The sequence below is a fragment of the Rhodococcus sp. 11-3 genome, assembly GCF_023704055.1.
GTDB lineage: Bacteria > Actinomycetota > Actinomycetes > Mycobacteriales > Mycobacteriaceae > Rhodococcus > Rhodococcus aetherivorans.
This window is the reverse complement of the sequence record NZ_CP080406.1, coordinates 3,570,535-3,585,942: the sequence shown is the minus strand read 5'-3', so window position 1 is coordinate 3,585,942 and position 15,408 is coordinate 3,570,535. Positions and strand designations below refer to the sequence as shown.

General features: G+C 73.2%; 16 protein-coding genes and 1 riboswitch. Of the genes, 14 read left to right on the top strand and 2 right to left on the bottom strand.

The window, feature by feature from the left end; translation table 11 throughout:
• The first annotated feature begins 43 nt into the window (after positions 1-43).
• Together KZJ41_RS16740 and trpD are read left to right on the top strand one after the other, a co-directional pair.
• Positions 44-490 (top strand): hypothetical protein, encoded by a 447-nt coding sequence (locus KZJ41_RS16740; RefSeq protein ID WP_029544227.1) that lies wholly within the window; start codon positions 44-46, stop codon positions 488-490.
• A gap of 68 nt (positions 491-558) precedes the next feature.
• Positions 559-1,629, top strand: coding sequence for an anthranilate phosphoribosyltransferase (gene trpD, locus KZJ41_RS16735; RefSeq protein ID WP_180986951.1), 1,071 nt, complete (start codon positions 559-561; stop codon positions 1,627-1,629).
• Between the two features lie 26 nt (positions 1,630-1,655).
• Here the strand turns inward: trpD and KZJ41_RS16730 are convergent, their stop codons facing one another.
• Positions 1,656-1,931: an Lrp/AsnC family transcriptional regulator gene (locus tag KZJ41_RS16730; RefSeq protein WP_006932084.1), complete on the bottom strand. Its 276-nt coding sequence runs from the start codon at positions 1,929-1,931 to the stop codon at positions 1,656-1,658.
• Between the two features lie 41 nt (positions 1,932-1,972).
• On the bottom strand, positions 1,973-3,754 hold the full coding sequence (locus KZJ41_RS16725) for a DEDD exonuclease domain-containing protein (RefSeq protein ID WP_082120249.1): 1,782 nt from the start codon (positions 3,752-3,754) through the stop codon (positions 1,973-1,975).
• A 452-nt stretch (positions 3,755-4,206) separates the two neighbouring features.
• Positions 4,207-4,374, top strand: a riboswitch (cyclic di-AMP (ydaO/yuaA leader).
• Between the two features lie 14 nt (positions 4,375-4,388).
• On the opposite strand from KZJ41_RS16725, the gene KZJ41_RS16720 reads away from it, so the two are divergent.
• The 12 genes from KZJ41_RS16720 to KZJ41_RS16665 all read left to right on the top strand — a co-directional run bounded on the left by KZJ41_RS16720 (position 4,389) and on the right by KZJ41_RS16665 (position 15,370).
• The gene (locus KZJ41_RS16720) at positions 4,389-4,970 is read left to right on the top strand and encodes a C40 family peptidase (protein ID WP_006932087.1); all 582 of its coding nucleotides are present in this window, start codon (positions 4,389-4,391) and stop codon (positions 4,968-4,970) included.
• Between the two features lie 201 nt (positions 4,971-5,171).
• Positions 5,172-6,218, top strand: a complete 1,047-nt coding sequence (locus tag KZJ41_RS16715; protein ID WP_006933341.1) for an NlpC/P60 family protein — start codon at positions 5,172-5,174, stop codon at positions 6,216-6,218.
• 58 nt (positions 6,219-6,276) lie between these two features.
• Positions 6,277-7,605 carry a hypothetical protein gene (locus tag KZJ41_RS16710; RefSeq protein WP_251549314.1) on the top strand — a complete coding sequence of 443 codons (1,329 nt, stop codon included), beginning with the start codon at positions 6,277-6,279 and terminating at the stop codon, positions 7,603-7,605.
• A gap of 42 nt (positions 7,606-7,647) precedes the next feature.
• Positions 7,648-8,775 carry a glycosyltransferase family 4 protein gene (locus KZJ41_RS16705; protein WP_006933343.1) on the top strand — a complete coding sequence of 376 codons (1,128 nt, stop codon included), beginning with the start codon at positions 7,648-7,650 and terminating at the stop codon, positions 8,773-8,775.
• A gap of 77 nt (positions 8,776-8,852) precedes the next feature.
• On the top strand, positions 8,853-9,251 hold the full coding sequence (locus tag KZJ41_RS16700) for a hypothetical protein (protein WP_029544218.1): 399 nt from the start codon (positions 8,853-8,855) through the stop codon (positions 9,249-9,251).
• Positions 9,252-9,380: 129 nt separating this feature from the next.
• Positions 9,381-9,818 (top strand): SRPBCC family protein, encoded by a 438-nt coding sequence (locus KZJ41_RS16695; RefSeq protein WP_006933347.1) that lies wholly within the window; start codon positions 9,381-9,383, stop codon positions 9,816-9,818.
• A 32-nt stretch (positions 9,819-9,850) separates the two neighbouring features.
• Positions 9,851-11,071 (top strand): ArsA family ATPase, encoded by a 1,221-nt coding sequence (locus KZJ41_RS16690; RefSeq protein ID WP_050035369.1) that lies wholly within the window; start codon positions 9,851-9,853, stop codon positions 11,069-11,071.
• The gene (locus KZJ41_RS16685; RefSeq protein ID WP_210432759.1) at positions 11,068-11,475 is read left to right on the top strand and encodes a hypothetical protein; all 408 of its coding nucleotides are present in this window, start codon (positions 11,068-11,070) and stop codon (positions 11,473-11,475) included. Before KZJ41_RS16690 ends, KZJ41_RS16685 begins: the two co-directional genes overlap by 4 nt.
• Positions 11,476-11,488: 13 nt before the next feature.
• A complete protein-coding gene (locus KZJ41_RS16680) occupies positions 11,489-12,469 on the top strand; it encodes an ROK family protein (protein WP_203329203.1) in 981 nt (326 codons plus the stop codon).
• Between the two features lie 131 nt (positions 12,470-12,600).
• Positions 12,601-13,338 (top strand): 1-acyl-sn-glycerol-3-phosphate acyltransferase, encoded by a 738-nt coding sequence (locus KZJ41_RS16675; protein WP_006933354.1) that lies wholly within the window; start codon positions 12,601-12,603, stop codon positions 13,336-13,338.
• A gap of 52 nt (positions 13,339-13,390) precedes the next feature.
• The gene (locus KZJ41_RS16670) at positions 13,391-13,882 is read left to right on the top strand and encodes a polyadenylate-specific 3'-exoribonuclease AS (protein ID WP_006933363.1); all 492 of its coding nucleotides are present in this window, start codon (positions 13,391-13,393) and stop codon (positions 13,880-13,882) included.
• Positions 13,883-13,984: 102 nt separating this feature from the next.
• The gene (locus tag KZJ41_RS16665; protein ID WP_006933364.1) at positions 13,985-15,370 is read left to right on the top strand and encodes a class II 3-deoxy-7-phosphoheptulonate synthase; all 1,386 of its coding nucleotides are present in this window, start codon (positions 13,985-13,987) and stop codon (positions 15,368-15,370) included.
• Positions 15,371-15,408: the final 38 nt, after the last annotated feature.

Genomic DNA, 15,408 nt, shown 5'->3' with positions numbered 1-15,408 from the left:
GGGGCGGTCGTGCACTGCCCGTGGCGCGTGGGATCGTGGTGCGATGAGCAGTGGCGGAGGGGTGTGGGGCCGGGTCCGGCGAGCGTTCTCGCGCAGGGGTCCGGAGCCCCTGGATCCGGCACGGCCGGACCTGGTGGTGGTGGTCTCGTCCTTCGACGACGTCGAGGCCTGTTCGACCGCCCTCGAGCGGGGCGCGGCGACCGAACCGGCCTGGTCGCCGGAGTCGGAGGCCGTCCTGCGGCACCATCTCGAGCTGCCGGCCGATTCCGTGGAGCGGGCGATCGCCCTGGCCGCGCAGGACGGGTACGCCCCGGCGCAGCCGGCGAACCCGGCCGGGCCCGGCCTCCAGGCCGTCCTGCTGCAGCGGGTGCAGGTGCTCGATGCGCTGCACTGTTCGCAGGAGCGGTCGCGGATGGCCGGTCTGGCGCAACGGCTCGGCGGTACCGCGCTCGGGTGGGACGCCCTGCAGCCGGAGATCGGCCCTGGCTAAGCTCTTCCGGCATGCGCCGCCGACGACGGCGGCGCACCGAGGAGCGAGATGCGGCGAGGGCAGGTGCGATGAACGCTGGACGACAGGCGGATGCGGTGGCCCGGAGCTGGCCGGCGGTCCTCGGTGGGCTCACCGCCGGACGCGACCTCGCGCGTGCGGAGGCCCAGTGGGCGATGGACGAGATCATGTCCGACAACGCCACGGCCGCGCAGATCGCCGCGTTCGGCGTCGCGCTGAAGATGAAGGGGGAGACGCCCGAGGAGCTGCTCGGCCTCGCCGACTCGATGCTGGGCCACGCCCGGCTGGTGCCGGTGGACGACGACGTCGTCGACATCGTGGGCACCGGCGGGGACCGGGCGAACACGGTCAACATCTCGACCATGGCGTCGCTGGTGGTGGCCGCGTGCGGCATCCGCGTCGTCAAGCACGGCAACCGGGCGGCCTCGTCGAAGAGCGGCGGCGCGGACGTGCTCGAGGCGCTCGGCGTGCACATCAGCCTCGGTCCCGAGGCCGTCGCGGAGTCGGTCGCCGAGGCCGGCATCGGGTTCTGCTTCGCCCCCGTCTACCACCCGGCGCTCCGGTTCGCGGCCGCACCGCGTAAGGAGATCGGTATCCCGACGGTGTTCAACGTGCTCGGGCCGCTGACCAACCCGGCCCGGCCCCGCGCCGGCCTGATCGGATGTGCCTTCCCGGAGCTGATCGGCACGGTCGCCGGTGTCCTCGCCGAGCGGGGCAACTCGGCGCTCGTCGTGCGGGGCGACGACGGACTGGACGAACTGACCACCTCCACGACGTCGACGGTGTACGTCGTCCGGGACGGCAGCGTGAGCACCGTGAGCCTGGATCCCACCGACCTCGGCGTCGCCCGGGTGCCGCTGGACGCGCTGCGCGGCGGCGACGCCGCCGAGAACGCCGTGATCGCGCGGGCGGTGCTCGCCGGGGAGCACGGGCCGGTACGCGACGCGGTCCTGCTGAACGCCGCCGGGGCGATCGCCGCCTTCCGGGGGTTCGAGGGATCGCTCGCCAGTGCCCTGGCGGCGGGGATGCAGACGGCAGCCGAGGCGCTGGACTCGGGCGCGGCGGCGGCGGTGCTCGCCCGCTGGGTCGAGGTGACCAACCGGCTCGCCGCCGCGGGCTGAGCGCGACGACGGGCCGGGCGTCCGTCCTATTCGCCGATCGAGAACCCGGCCTCGACGTCGGCGCTCGAGTACGACTGGAAGGCGATGTGCGTCGCCGTCCTGGTCACGCCGTCGAGTTTGTTGATCCCGCGGGTGACCACCTCGGCGATCTCCTCGTGGTCGCGCACCCGCAGCAGCGCGATCAGGTCGATGTCGCCGGCGCACGAGTACACCTTGTCGACGCCGGCCAGGTCCGCGACCGCCTGGGCGGTCTCCGGGATGCGGTGGGCGTCGGCGTGGATCAGGACGATGGCGTGGATCATTGCTCTCCTCGGCTTCCGGGGACGGACCTGCGGGCGAGCCCTCAGCGTAGGGGGTGCGCGATCGTGACCGGCTCGGCCCCGGCGCGTGCCGTTCGGGCGAGCTCACCCCACTGCGCCCACGCCCCGGCGCCGCGGAGCGGCTCGGACCAGCCCTGGGTGGTCCGGACGATGCGGACTCCGTCGTCGTGGAGCCAGCGGGCCAGCAGTCCCAGTTCCTCGACGAGCGCACCCCGCAGCGGCGCGGTCGTCGGGCGCACGGTCTCGGCCGCGGCGGCGATCGCGTCGACGACGGGCATCGGCGGGACGCCGCGTGGAGCGACTCCCGCTGCCGCGAGCCGGCCGGCCCGGATCACCGCGAACTCCCAACCCCCTTCGGCGCGTCGGCGGGCGGCGATCAGCTCGTCCACCGCCGCTAGGGCGGCCAGGCGCTGCGTCCGGCGCAGCGCGAACACGGCGTCGGCCGCCCGGTCCCGCAGCCGGGCCGCGCCCTCGAACAGTTCGGCGGCGCCGAGGTGGTCGATGCGCTCGCGCATCCGATGCAGCGGCGCGTCGTCCTCCCCGCGCAGCAGCGCCCGGGCGAGGTCCACCTGCCGCGCGTACTCGACGGGGGTCTGCAGCCCGGCCGCGGCGGCGGCGCAGGCCCCCACGGCCTCCGGAGGGCAGTGCTCGCCGTGCCGTTTCGTGCGGGGGATGCGCCGGGTGCAGGTCCGCAGCAGGCAGAACTCGGCGACGGTGGTGGCGACGGCGACGGCGTCGGCCCGCGACGAGAACGGGCCGACGGCGTCGGTCGGGCCGCCGCACGTCGGGGCCGGGGGCGCCGTGGTCGGTGTGCGGACGACGGACAGCCGGGGGAACGCCTCGTCCGTGAGGGTGATCCACCAGCCCCGGGTGGGGAACTTGGAGCGACGGTTGTAGGGCGGGGCGTGCGCGGCGAGCAGCCGCAGCTCCCGCACCCCGGCCTCGAGGGCATGGGCGCACTCGACGTGATCGATCCGGGTGGTGAGTGCCACCATCTCCTTCAGGCGGGGCCGGGTCTCGGATCCGGTGAAGTAGTTGCGCACGCGGCGGCGCAGGTCGACCGCGGTCCCGATGTACAGCACCTCGTCCGAGGGCCCGCGGAACAGGTACACGCCGGGCCGCCGCGGCAGGTGCGCCGCGAGGGACCGTTTGGCGCGTTGCTCGGCGGTGACGGCCGGCAGATAGTCCCGCAGTTCGGTGAGGCTGTGTACCCCTTGGTTGCCGACGCGGTCGATGAGCGCGTGCAGGACGTCGACGGTTGCCCGGGCGTCGTCGAGGGCGCGGTGCGTGGGCGTGGTGGACACCCGGAACAGCTCGGCGAGCGCGGACAGCCGCACGGACGGTGCCTCGTCCCGGCCGAGGACGCGGCGCGCGAGCTTGACCGTGCACAGTACCTGCAAGCGGGGCCACGCGACCTCGGACCGGGACGCCGCGGCCCGCAGGAATCCCACGTCGAAGCCCGCGTTGTGCGCGACGAGCACGGATCCGGCGGCGAACTCGAGGAACGAGGGCAGGACCTGCTCGATCCGGGGCGCGGCACGGACCATGGCGGTCGTGATGCCGGTGAGCTGCACGATGTTCGGGGGGATCGACCGGCCCGGGTCGACGAGCGTGGCGAACTCGCCGAGCACCTCGCCGCCGCGGATCTTGACCGCCCCGATCTCCGTGATCGCGTCGTCCGTGGAGCTGCCGCCGGTGGTCTCGAGATCGACGACGACGAAGGTGGTCTCCCGCAGCGGCGTGTCCAATTCGTCGAAACCGAGCTGCACCCCGACGGCGGGCTCGGTTCGGTGGGGCACGGTCACGACGCCAGGGTAGGGGGCGGGTCCGACACCCCGGGGACGGGGCGGAGACACCCGGAACGGTCCGGAGAGACGAGGATCACACCTTCGGTCGGCCGTGTGGGTGTGGGCGGCGGCGCGAGAGGGTATCGATACCGCGACCGGAGGGCAGGCGCCGCCTCGGTCGGCGGCTTCTCGCTTCGTCGATGCGCTCGTGATCGCCGGTTCGACCTGCGACAACGCGACGGGTTCCGGGCGCAGGCCGCCGGAGGCGCCCGGAGCGGCCGCGGGCCTGCCGCGTCCCGAACCGACCGTTATGTTTCCGTGATCGAACGGGCCGGGCCGTCGGACCCGAATCGGACATACCCGTCAATCCGCGGCGTCTCCGGCGCGGACGGTCGACATCCTCCGATGCGATTTCGTAATCTTTTCGAGACCAAGCGGTGAGGATGTCGAACCACCAGAGGGGAGACGCCGCTCGGTCACCGCCTAATCGGCGCACCCGCAGCGGGTGCCCGAGCCGGGGACCCACGTTGTCCTCTGGGGTGAATCCCCTCCGACCGCGCCAGCGGGACGAGGGGTAGGGCTGATCTTCCCAGCCCGAACCCGTCAGCTAACTCGGTCGGCGGACGAACGGAAGAAATGGAGCAACCCCCTCGTGGCGTCTCAGATTTCCAAGCGCACCGTGCGGCGCGCCGTCGTCGCCGGTGCCCTCGCTCTCGGCGCGGTCACTGTTTCGGCGGGTCCCGCCCTCGCGGAACCGATCACCATTCCCGGCGTCGGCTCGTTCGAGCTGCCGGCGGGTGTGACCCTCCCGCCGGAGGTCACCAACCTCGTCCCGCCGGCCCCGCAGGGTGCCGCGCCGGCGCCGGCCGCGCCCTTCAGCGCGCCGGTCACCTCGGTCGCACAGCGCGCCGTGGACGCCGCTCACACCAAGCTCGGCGCCCCGTACGTCTACGGCGCCGCCGGCCCGGACGCCTTCGACTGCTCCGGCCTGGTGCAGTGGGCCTACAAGCAGGCCGGCCTGAACCTGCCGCGCACCAGCTACGAGCAGGCCTCCGCCGGTCGCGCCGTGGACGTTTCGGCGCTGCAGCCCGGCGACGTCGTGTCCTTCTACGGCGGCAGCCACTCCGGCATCTACATCGGCAACGGCAACGTCATCCACGCGTCGACCTCGGGCCAGCCCGTGAAGGTCGCCCCGGTGAACTCGATGCCGGTCGACGGGGCCCGTCGCTACTGAGCGACGACTCGACGACTGCCACGCAGTGGCGCAGCGGGGGCGGACCGGTCGATGCCGGTCCCCCCCGCCGGTTTTCCGGGATTCGCCTACCCGGCGCTGCGTGACCTACCGGTGGGTAGACACGAACCAATGCCCTTCCGTAACCTGATCGAGATTTTTCGGGTAACGGGTGCGCAACGTCGAACGAAAGGACCTGGTCCCGTGGTGGTGGACAGGACGAAACGGTCGCTTCGGGCGCTGGTGGCAATCGGAGTGCTGCTGACGGTGGCGTTCGCGGCCGCCCCGGCCGGAGCCGACCCGGTGGGGGAGAGCCCCACCGTCGCCCTGGAGCGGCTCGCCGAGCTGTCGCGCAAGTCCGAGCAGACCACCGAGGCGCTGCACAATGCCGGAATCGATCTCGACGCGAAGGTCGACGCCCAGCGCGCCGCCGACGCGGAGCTGGCCCGCGACCGCGAGGCGCTGGCCGCCGCGGAAGCAGAACTCGCGGTCTTCCGCCCGACCGTGGACAAGCTCGCCGTCGCCAATTACCGCGGTGCCCGCACCAACCGGCTGTTCGCCCTGATGGTCAGCGACTCACCCCAGCAGCTGCTCGACCAGATGTCGGCACTCGACGTCATCGCCCAGGAGACCGCCGACCAGGTCGCGGGATTCCGCACCGCGTCGTCGGCCGCCGCGGAGGCGGCGCTGGCGTCCCAGCGCTCGGTCGACGAGGCGCGTGCCGCCGCCGAGCAGGCGCAAGCCGTGCGCGACGATCTGCAGCGGCAGCAGAGCGAGCTCGAGGCCCAGATCGACGAGGTGCTCGCCGCCTTCGCCGAGCTGAGCGCCGAGGAGAAGGCCACGCTGGCCGGCGCGCCGTTCCCGCCGGGATTCGACGCCGAGAAGATCCTGTCGGGCCTCGCCCCCGGTAGCGGCAGCGGTGCCCTGCAGGCCGGCATGACCAGGATCGGCAGCCCGTACAGCTGGGGCGCCACCGGCCCCTCCGCGTTCGACTGCTCCGGCCTCGTGGTGTGGGCCTACAAGCAGATCGGCAAGAGCCTGCCGCGCTCGAGCCAGGCCCAGGCCCAGGGCGGCACCCCCGTCCCGCGCGACCAGCTCCAGCCCGGCGACGTCGTGACCTTCTACGACGACGCCTCGCACGTGGGGCTGTACGCGGGCAACGGCAACGTCCTGCACGCCTCCACGTACGGCGTGCCCGTCAAGGTCGCCCCGATGGACAGGATGCCGTTCCACAACGCCCGCCGGTACTGACGCCCGTCGTGCCGCCACCCCCACGGCGCCGGTGTGAGCGCGACCTACACTGGCCGCCGTGCCCGCGCCCGATTCGTCCCGCCGTCCCCCCGGCAGCCGCCGGTGGGAGCGACTCGGCGTGGCCGGGCTGATCGTCGCGGTCGTGGCCGTCGGCCTCACGCTCGCGTTCACGCCCGACGACGAGCCGGCCGAACCGGCGTCGCGCACGGCCGTGCAGGGGCTGCTCGACACCTGGTCCCGGGCCGTGCGCTCCGCCGACCGGGCGGCGTTGGCGGCCCTCGTGGACCCGCAGGCCCGCCCGTGGTTGCTCGACGCGGAGGTGCGGCGCGCCGAGGCCCTCGCCGCGTTGCCGCTGGCGGACTTCGGTTACGAGCTCGGCCAGGACCCCGGGACCGACGTGACCGACGACGTCGGGGCCCGCCTCGGCGCCGACGAGGCCCGCGCCCACACCGTCCTGCTGCGCTACGCCGTCGAGGGCATCGACGACGAACCGACGCGCAAGCCCGTCACGCTGCTCCTCGCCCGCCGGGGTGAGCAGTGGCGCCTCGTCGACGACCGCCCGCTGCCGGGTGCGGAGACCACCACCTGGCGGGGGCCGTGGGACTACGGACCGCTGCTGGTCCGGGCCGTGGACACCGGGGCCGGGGGGCGGTCCCTCGTCGTCGGGCACCCCGAGCACTCGTCCCTCGTCTCGGACATCGCCGGCGAACTCGAGGCCGCGGTGGAGGCCGTGGACGCCGCGTGGGGAACCGAGTGGCCCCGCCGCGCCCTCGTGCTCGTCACCGCCTCGCACGACGAGTTCACCGCCCAGGTCGGCAGCCGCTACAACGGCGCGGAGATCGCCGCCGTCGCCGTGTCCGACGCTGTCGACCACGAGCGCGGAGAGACCACCGGCCAGCGCATCGTCTTCAGCCCCGCCGCCGGGCAGCGGCTGGACGCGGCGGGCCTGCGGGCGATCCTGCGCCACGAACTCACCCACGTCGCGGCCCGCACCGACACGGTCGACGGGTCGCCGCTGTGGATCCTCGAGGGCTACGCCGACTACGTGGGCTACCGCAACGCCGACGGTGCCCTCGGCGTCATCGCGCCCACCCTCGCCGCCGCCGTCGCCGAGCGTGGGGCGCCCACCGCGCTGCCTGCAGACGCCGACTTCGCCGGCGACGGTGCGCGTCTGGCGTACGAGAGCGCGTGGTCGATCGCGACGTTCGTCGCCGGGGAGTTCGGCGGCGATCGTCTCACCGCCCTGTACCGGCGGCTGGCCACCGGGCCCGTCGACGCCGCGGAACTCGACGCCGCGCTCGGCGACGTGCTCGGTGCGGATGCGGAGCAATTCGTCGCCCGATGGCAGACCTGGCTCGAGGCGCAGGTGCCGGCCCGGGTCGGCTGACCCGGCGTCCGCGCCCGCCACGGCACCGCCTACGGTGAGCGCATGCCCCGAACGCTGCTGGTCACCAACGACTTTCCGCCCCGGCCCGGGGGGATCCAGTCCTACCTGCAGGCGTTCGCGTCCCAGTTGCCCCCGGACGAACTCGTCGTGTACGCCCCGCGATGGCGCGGTGACAGCCACGTGAAGTTCGACGCCCGGCAACCCTTCGAGGTTGTCCGCCACCCCACCACCCTGATGCTGCCGACCCCCGCAGTGGCACGGCGGGCCACCCGGCTGATGAGCGACCGGGCCTGCGAGAACGTGTGGTTCGGCGCCGCGGCGCCGCTCGCCCTGCTCGCGCCCGTGCTGCGCCGCGCCGGTGCCCGCCGGGTCCTGGCCAGCACCCACGGGCACGAGGTGGGCTGGTCGATGGTGCCCGCCGGACGGCAGGCGCTGCGCCGCATCGGTGACCACACCGACGCCGTCACGTACGTCAGCCGGTACACCCGCGGTCGATTCGCCTCGGCGTTCGGGCCCGGCGCGGGGCTCGAGCATCTGCCCTCCGGCGTGGACACCGAGGTGTTCCGGCCGGACCCCGCCGCTCGCGCGGAACTGCGCGCCCGGTACGGGCTGGGCGACCGGCCCACCGTGCTGTGCCTGTCCCGGCTCGTGCCCCGCAAGGGCCAGGACATGCTCATCCGTGCGCTGCCGGAGGTCCGCCGTCGCATCGACGGGGCGGTGCTCGTGATCGTCGGCGGCGGCCCGTACCAGGACCGCCTCCGGGACTTGGTCCGCGCGGTCGGGGTCGACGACCACGTCGTGATCACCGGCGGGGTGCCGGCTGCCGAACTCCCCGCCCACCACACCATCGCGGACGTGTTCGCGATGCCGTGCCGTACGCGCGGCGCCGGCCTCGACGTCGAGGGTCTCGGGATCGTCTACCTCGAGGCGTCCGCCACCGGGGTGCCCGTGGTGGCGGGCCGGTCCGGCGGTGCGCCGGAGACCGTACGCGCAGGGGAGACCGGGGTCGTCGTCGACGGCACGTCGGTCGCGGCGGTCGCGGGCGCCGTCGCCGACGTCCTCGCCGACCGCGACCGGGCGGCGGCGATGGGCGCGGCGGGCCGCGCCTGGGTCGGCGCCGAATGGCGGTGGGACGTGCTCGGTGCGAAACTGCGGCGCCTGCTGGCCTGACGCCCCGACCGGCCCGCGCGCCCGACCGACCCGGCCCCCTGGACGAGCCGGAACCGGCGGTGTGTGAAGCTTTCCCCGTGAGCAGCATTCAGGTGGCCGATCAGACCTTCGTCGCCGCGTCGCCGCGGCGGATCGCGGCCGAGATCGCCGAGCCCCGCCGCTGGCGTGCGTGGTGGCCCGACCTGGCTCTGACGGTCCGCGAGGACCGGGCCGACAAGGGCATCCGGTGGTCGGTCGCCGGCGCGCTGAACGGCACGATGGAGGTCTGGCTCGAGCCGATGCTCGATGGCGCGATCGTGCACTACTTCCTGCACTGCGAACCGACCGGGGTGCCGCCGGAGCGGGTGGGCGAACTCGACCTCGCCACGATGAACCACCGGCGTCGCGTCGCCGGCAAGGCCATGACCTTCGACGTCAAACGGCGACTGGACGCGGGCCGCGCCGCCGGCGAACCGCCCCGGGACGGAAATCCCTGATCCGACGGCCGAGCACCTGCAGGCGACGAGCCCTCCCCGGAACTACTACGGTGTGATAGACAACGGTTCCCGCGTGTGCCGACCGGTGGGACGGACGGCGGGGACAGAGGGAAAGGAAGCGTTGGTCGCATGGCCGAGAAGACCAAGAGGTCGATCACCATCGATGCTCCGTCCGATCGGGTGATGGCCGTGATCGCCGACTTCGACGCGTACCCCGCCTGGGTTTCGGCGGCGAAGTCCGTGGAAGTGCTCGCCGTCGAGTCCGGGGGACGCGCGGAGCGGGTCCGGTTCGTGCTCGACGCAGGGGTGGTGCGCGACACCTACGAGCTGGTCTACCAGTGGGCCCCGGACGGCCGATCGGTCAGCTGGGAGCTCGTCGCGGGCGAGATCCAGAAGGCCCAGTTCGGCTCCTACATCCTGACCGAAGCGCCGGAGGGCGGCACCACCGTGTACTACGAGCTGACGGTGGACCTGACCATCCCGATGATCGGCCTGTTCAAACGAAAGGCCGAGAAGGTGATCACCGACACCGCGCTGAAGGAACTCAAGAAGCGGGTGGAAGGCTGAGCGGGCACGCCGGGCGGCCCGGCCCCGCCGCCGTGCAGCTCTTCGTCGGCAAGGGGGGCACCGGCAAGACGACCCTCGCGGCGGCGACCGCCCTCGCGGCGGCTCGTTCCGGGGTTCGCACCCTCGTGGTCTCCCTCGATCAGGCGCACTCGCTGACGGATGTGTTCGCCGTCGACCCGGCGACGCCGGGATCCGTCGATGCGCGCATCGTCCCGGTCACCGGCGGCCTCGACACGCTGGAGATCGATTCGCTCGCCCTGCTCGAGCAGCGCTTCGCGCTCCTGGCCGCGCTCGCCGCCGCCGGCGGCGCCCACGAGCACGGCGACCGGTTCGGCATCCCGGCACCCGAGGAAGTCACCGGGCTGCCCGGCGTGCAGGAGATCCTCGCCCTCGGCGAGGTGGCCCGCCTGGCCGACACGGGACGCTGGGACGCGGTGATCGTCGACCTCCCCGCGTCCGCGGACGCCTTCCGCACGCTCGCCGCGCCGGCGACGGTGTCGGAGTACATCGAGCGGATCTGGCCCCGGCACAGCCGCATCGTCGCGGCGACGGGTGCCGACCCGCGTCTGGCCCTGGTCGTGGCGCTCGTCGACCGCGTCGTCGACCACACCGCGACCGTGCGGGACCTGCTCGCCGACCACTCCCGCACCTCGGTCCACCTCGTCGCCACCGCCGATCGACTCGGCGTCGCCGAGGCGCGGCGGCTGCGGTCCTGGACGGCCCTGTCCGGTCTGCGGCTGGCGCGCGTGCTCGTCAATCGGACCGTCCCGGACTTCCCGGCGGACGAGGCCGGGCCCGCCGCGACCTGGCTCGCCGAGCAGCGCGGGGGGCAGCGCCGGATCGTGGCGGAGATCGAGACGATTCTCGGCGCCGTCGCCGTGGTCGAGTGCGAGCAGCGATGTACCGAACCGGTAGGGTTGGCCTCTCTGGCGGCGCTTGCGGAGTCGCTGTACCCGGACGGCGTGGCGCCGCATACGCCGGAGGATTCCGGCGTGGAGCCGGTGCGGGTACAGCGCGAATCGGGGACAGGGGTGGATGCGGTGTACACGATGCGGATGCATCTGCCGCTGGCGGACGCGGCATCGCTGACACTCGGCCGGGTGGACGACGACCTGGTGATCGGCGCCGACGGGATGCGTCGCCGGGTGCGGCTCGCGTCCGGTCTGCGGCGCTGCACCGTCTCCGGCGCCGAGTTCGAGGGATCCGACCTGCTGGTGCGGTTCCGTCCCGATCCCGCGGTGTGGCCGCAGTGAGCGCCGATCACGACGTCCTCGTCGCCGAACTGCGGGCGCTGGCCGACGCCGTTCTCGACCGGCTCGAGCAGACGGTGCAGCGATTCGCCGAACCCGCACCGCCCGCCCGGCCCGCGCCCGGCGCGACGACCGGGGACGCGGCCGCCGCGCCCGCCTCGGCGCCGAGCGGATGCAGCTGGTGCCCGCTGTGCGCCGTCGCGGCCGCGGTGCGGGGCGAGCCACATGAGCTCCTCACCCGCCTCGCCACCCAGATCGCGGCCCTGATCGCCCTGCTGCGGGACCTGCTCGCCCGGTACCTTCCGCCCCCAGGGGCCGGCCCCGACGGGCCGGATCCGCAGACCCCGCCCCCGGCTCCCGGCCGCAGCGGTGCGTTCGTGCCGATCTCGGTCACGATCCGGCGCTGATCGGGTCCACACCGTGAGCACGGATCGACTCACGATCGGAATCGACGTGGGCGGCACCAGCATTCGCGCGGCCGTCGTCGACGGCACCGGTTCCGTCGTCGACACCGTCCGGTCGCCGACCCCGCACTCGGGCCGCGCCCTCGAGGATGCCCTCGACCGCACCGTCGCCCGCCTGGCGGGACGCAACGAGGTCACCGCCGTCGGGCTCGCCGTCGCCGGATTCCTCACCGCCGACCGTCGCGTCGTCCGTTTCGCCCCGCACCTGCCGTGGGCGGACGTGCCCGTGGCCGAGCGGATGAGCGCGCGGATCGGCCTGCCGGTGATCCTCGAGCACGACGCCAACGCCGCGGCGTGGGCCGAGTACCGGTTCGGTGCGGCCGCCGGTGTCCGCACGACCGTGCTGGTGGCCGTCGGCACCGGCATCGGCGCCGCCCTGCTCCTGGACGGTGTGCCGTTCCGGGGCGCGCACGGCATCGCCCCCGAACTCGGGCACCTGCAGGTGGTTCCCGACGGGCGGCCCTGCGCGTGCGGGAAGCGGGGCTGCTGGGAGCGGTACTGCAGCGGCACCGCGCTGGTCGACACGGCGATCGAATTGCTCGCGGCAGACCCGGACCGGTCCTCCCCGCTCACCCGTGACGTCGCGGCGGATCCCGGGGCGCTGACCGGACGACGGATCGCCGGGGCCGCGCAGGACGGCGACCCGCTCGCCGTCGCGGCGATGGCCGAGTTCGCCCGTTGGCTCGGGCTGGGCCTGGCGATGGTCGCCGACCTCTACGACCCGGACCTGGTCGTCATCGCGGGTGGGGTGTCGGGGTCGGCGTCTCTGTTCCTCGACGACGCCCGCGGTCACTACGCGGCGGCCCTGACCGGGCGTGGTCACCGGCCGCTCGCCGGGGTCCGCGCCGCGCACCTCGGCGACGCCGCCGGCCTGGTGGGCGCGGCCGACCTCGCCCGCGAATCGTCCCGGTCCGGACGAAACGGACCAGGCGGCTGAGATGATCGTCACGTCCATCGCTGTGAGGCGGGACCGCGGCGTGCCACGGTGTGCACGGCGACACCCCGCCGTCGTAGAGTCGACCGGCAGGCACGATCTGCCTGCGCGTTTCGGAGACGGGGAAGGACGCCATGTGGTATTGGCTTTTCAAGTACGTCCTGCTGGGGCCGCTGCTCTGGCTCATGGGGCGGCCGAAAATCGAAGGGGCGGAGCACATCCCGACCGACGGCCCCGCGATCCTCGCCAGTAATCACAAAGCCGTCCTCGACTCCTTCTTCCTTCCCCTGGTGGTACCGCGGCGCATCACCTTCCTCGCCAAGAGCGAGTACTTCACCGGCCCCGGGCTCAAGGGCCGGTTCCAGCGCTGGTTCTTCTCCGCGGTCGGGCAGGTCCCGATCGACCGCACCGGCGCCGACGCCGCGCAGGACGCCCTCAACGCCGGCGTCCGCGTCCTCTCCCAGGGCAAGCTGCTCGGCATCTACCCGGAGGGCACCCGGTCGCCGGACGGCCGCCTCTACAAGGGCAAGACCGGTATCGCCCGGCTGGCCCTGCAGACCGGCGTGAAGGTCATCCCGGTGGCGATGATCGGCACCGACGAGATGAACCCCATCGGGTCGAAGATGTGGAAGCCGGCCAAGGTGACGGTCCGGATCGGGGAACCGATCGACTTCTCCCGCTTCGAGGGCATGGGCGGCAACCGTTTCGTCGAGCGCACCGTCACCGACGAGGTGATGTACGCGCTGATGCGCCTGTCGGGCCAGCAATACGTCGACATCTACGCGGCCTCCCTGAAGAACCGGCCCGCCGAACAGGATGCGGCCGCCACGGCCGCCGACGCCGATCGCCTGCCCGACACGCAGGCCGGCTGACGCCGGATACCGGCGACACCCGCCCGGCCGCGGCCGGGCATAATGTGCGCACGTGCGTTACTTCTACGACTGCGAGTTCATCGAGGATGGTCGCACCATCGAGCTCGTGTCGATCGGTGTCGCCTGCGAGGACGGGCGCGAATTCTATGCGGTGTCGACGGAGTTCGACCCCGAGCGGGCCGGGCCCTGGGTGCGGCGGCACGTACTGCCGAAGCTGCCGCCCCCGGCGCATCCCGCCTGGAAGTCCCGGACCCGCATCCGCGACGACCTGATGTCCTTCCTGATCCCGCGGCCGGGCATCCAGCCCGAGCTGTGGGCCTGGCTCGGGGCCTACGACCACGTCGCGCTCGTCCAGCTCTGGGGAACCATGCCGGAACTGCCCGACGCGCTGCCCAAATTCACCCGCGAGCTGCGCCAGCACTGGGAGCAGCACGGCAAGCCCCCCCTGCCGCCGGTGCCGGACGACAACCACGACGCCCTCGCCGATGCCCGCCACAACCTCGCCAAGTTCGAGGCGATCGAGGCCGCGCGGCTGTACCGCTGAACCGGGTGCCGCGGCCGCCGGGCGGGCCGGCGGGACGGGGTGTGGCATCGACCCACCCGGGGGTGCGTGTCCCTCGTCGCGCCGGGGCCATATCCTGGTGGTGTGAACTGGACTGTCGATGTGCCGATCGACCGCTTGCCGACCCTTCCGCCGCTCCCCGCCGAGCTGCGCGAAAGGCTGGACGCGGCCCTGGCCAAGCCCGCCCTGCAGCAGCCGAGCTGGCCCGAGGACCAGGCGTCGGCGATGCGTACCGTGCTCGAGAGCGTGCCGCCGATCACCGTGGCCCGCGAGGTCGAGGACCTACAGAACCACCTCGCCGCGGTCGCGCGGGGTGAGGCCTTCCTGCTCCAGGGCGGTGACTGCGCCGAGACCTTCGCCGACAACACCGAGCCGCACATCAAGGCCAACATCCGCACGCTGCTGCAGATGGCCGTCGTGCTGACCTACGGCGCGTCGCTGCCGGTCGTGAAGGTCGCGCGGATTGCCGGACAGTACGCCAAGCCGCGGTCGTCGGACATCGACGCGCTCGGGCTGCAGTCGTACCGGGGCGACATGATCAACTCGCTGGTCGCCGATTCCGCCGTGCGTGCGCACGACCCGTCCCGGCTGATCCGCGCCTACGCCAACGCCAGCGCCGCGATGAACCTGGTCCGGGCCATCACCGCCGCCGGCGAGGCGGACCTGCACCGGGTGCACGACTGGAACCGGGAGTTCGTCGCATCCTCCCCGGCCGGCGCGCGGTACGAGGCCCTCGCCTCCGAGATCGACCGCGGCCTGCGCTTCATGGACGCGTGCGGCGTCGTCGATCCCAACCTGAAGGCCGCCACCATCTACGCCAGCCACGAGGCGCTGGTCCTCGACTACGAGCGGGCCATGCTCCGGCTCGACAACACCGACGGGCACCCCCGGCTCTACGACCTGTCGGCGCACTTCCTGTGGATCGGTGACCGCACCCGCCAGCTCGACGGCGCCCACATCGCCTTCGCCGAGCTGCTGGCCAACCCGATCGGCCTGAAGATCGGCCCCAGCACCACACCCGAGATGGCGGCCGAGTACGTCGAGCGGCTCGATCCCACCAACAAGCCGGGCCGGCTGACCCTCATCTCCCGGATGGGGCACGCGAAGGTGCGCGATCTGCTGCCCCCGATCATCGCCAAGGTGCAGGCGACCGGTCACCAGGTCATCTGGCAGTGCGACCCGATGCACGGCAATACCCACGAGGCGTCCACGGGGTACAAGACCCGGCACTTCGACCGGATCGTCGACGAGGTGCAGGGCTTCTTCGAGGTGCACAACGCCCTGGGCACCCATCCCGGCGGCATCCACATCGAACTCACCGGTGAGAACGTCACGGAATGCCTCGGCGGCGCACAGGACATCTCCGACATCGACCTGCACGGCCGTTACGAGACCGCGTGCGACCCGCGCCTGAACACCCAGCAGTCGCTCGAGCTGGCGTTCCTGGTCGCGGAGATGCTCCGCGGCTGACCCTCCGCGGAGCGGCCGGGTCCCGGGGCCTTCCGGGT

Bases quoted from the DNA above. Each gene is read 5' to 3' on its own strand.
- trpD (WP_180986951.1), top strand. From the start codon at position 559: ATGAACGCTGGACGACAGGCGGATGCGGTGGCCCGGAGCTGGCCGGCG.
- KZJ41_RS16705 (WP_006933343.1), top strand. From the start codon at position 7,648: ATGCCCCGAACGCTGCTGGTCACCAACGACTTTCCGCCCCGGCCCGGG.
- KZJ41_RS16695 (WP_006933347.1), top strand. From the start codon at position 9,381: ATGGCCGAGAAGACCAAGAGGTCGATCACCATCGATGCTCCGTCCGAT.
- KZJ41_RS16730 (WP_006932084.1), bottom strand. From the start codon at position 1,931: ATGATCCACGCCATCGTCCTGATCCACGCCGACGCCCACCGCATCCCG.
- KZJ41_RS16740 (WP_029544227.1), top strand. From the start codon at position 44: ATGAGCAGTGGCGGAGGGGTGTGGGGCCGGGTCCGGCGAGCGTTCTCG.
- KZJ41_RS16675 (WP_006933354.1), top strand. From the start codon at position 12,601: ATGTGGTATTGGCTTTTCAAGTACGTCCTGCTGGGGCCGCTGCTCTGG.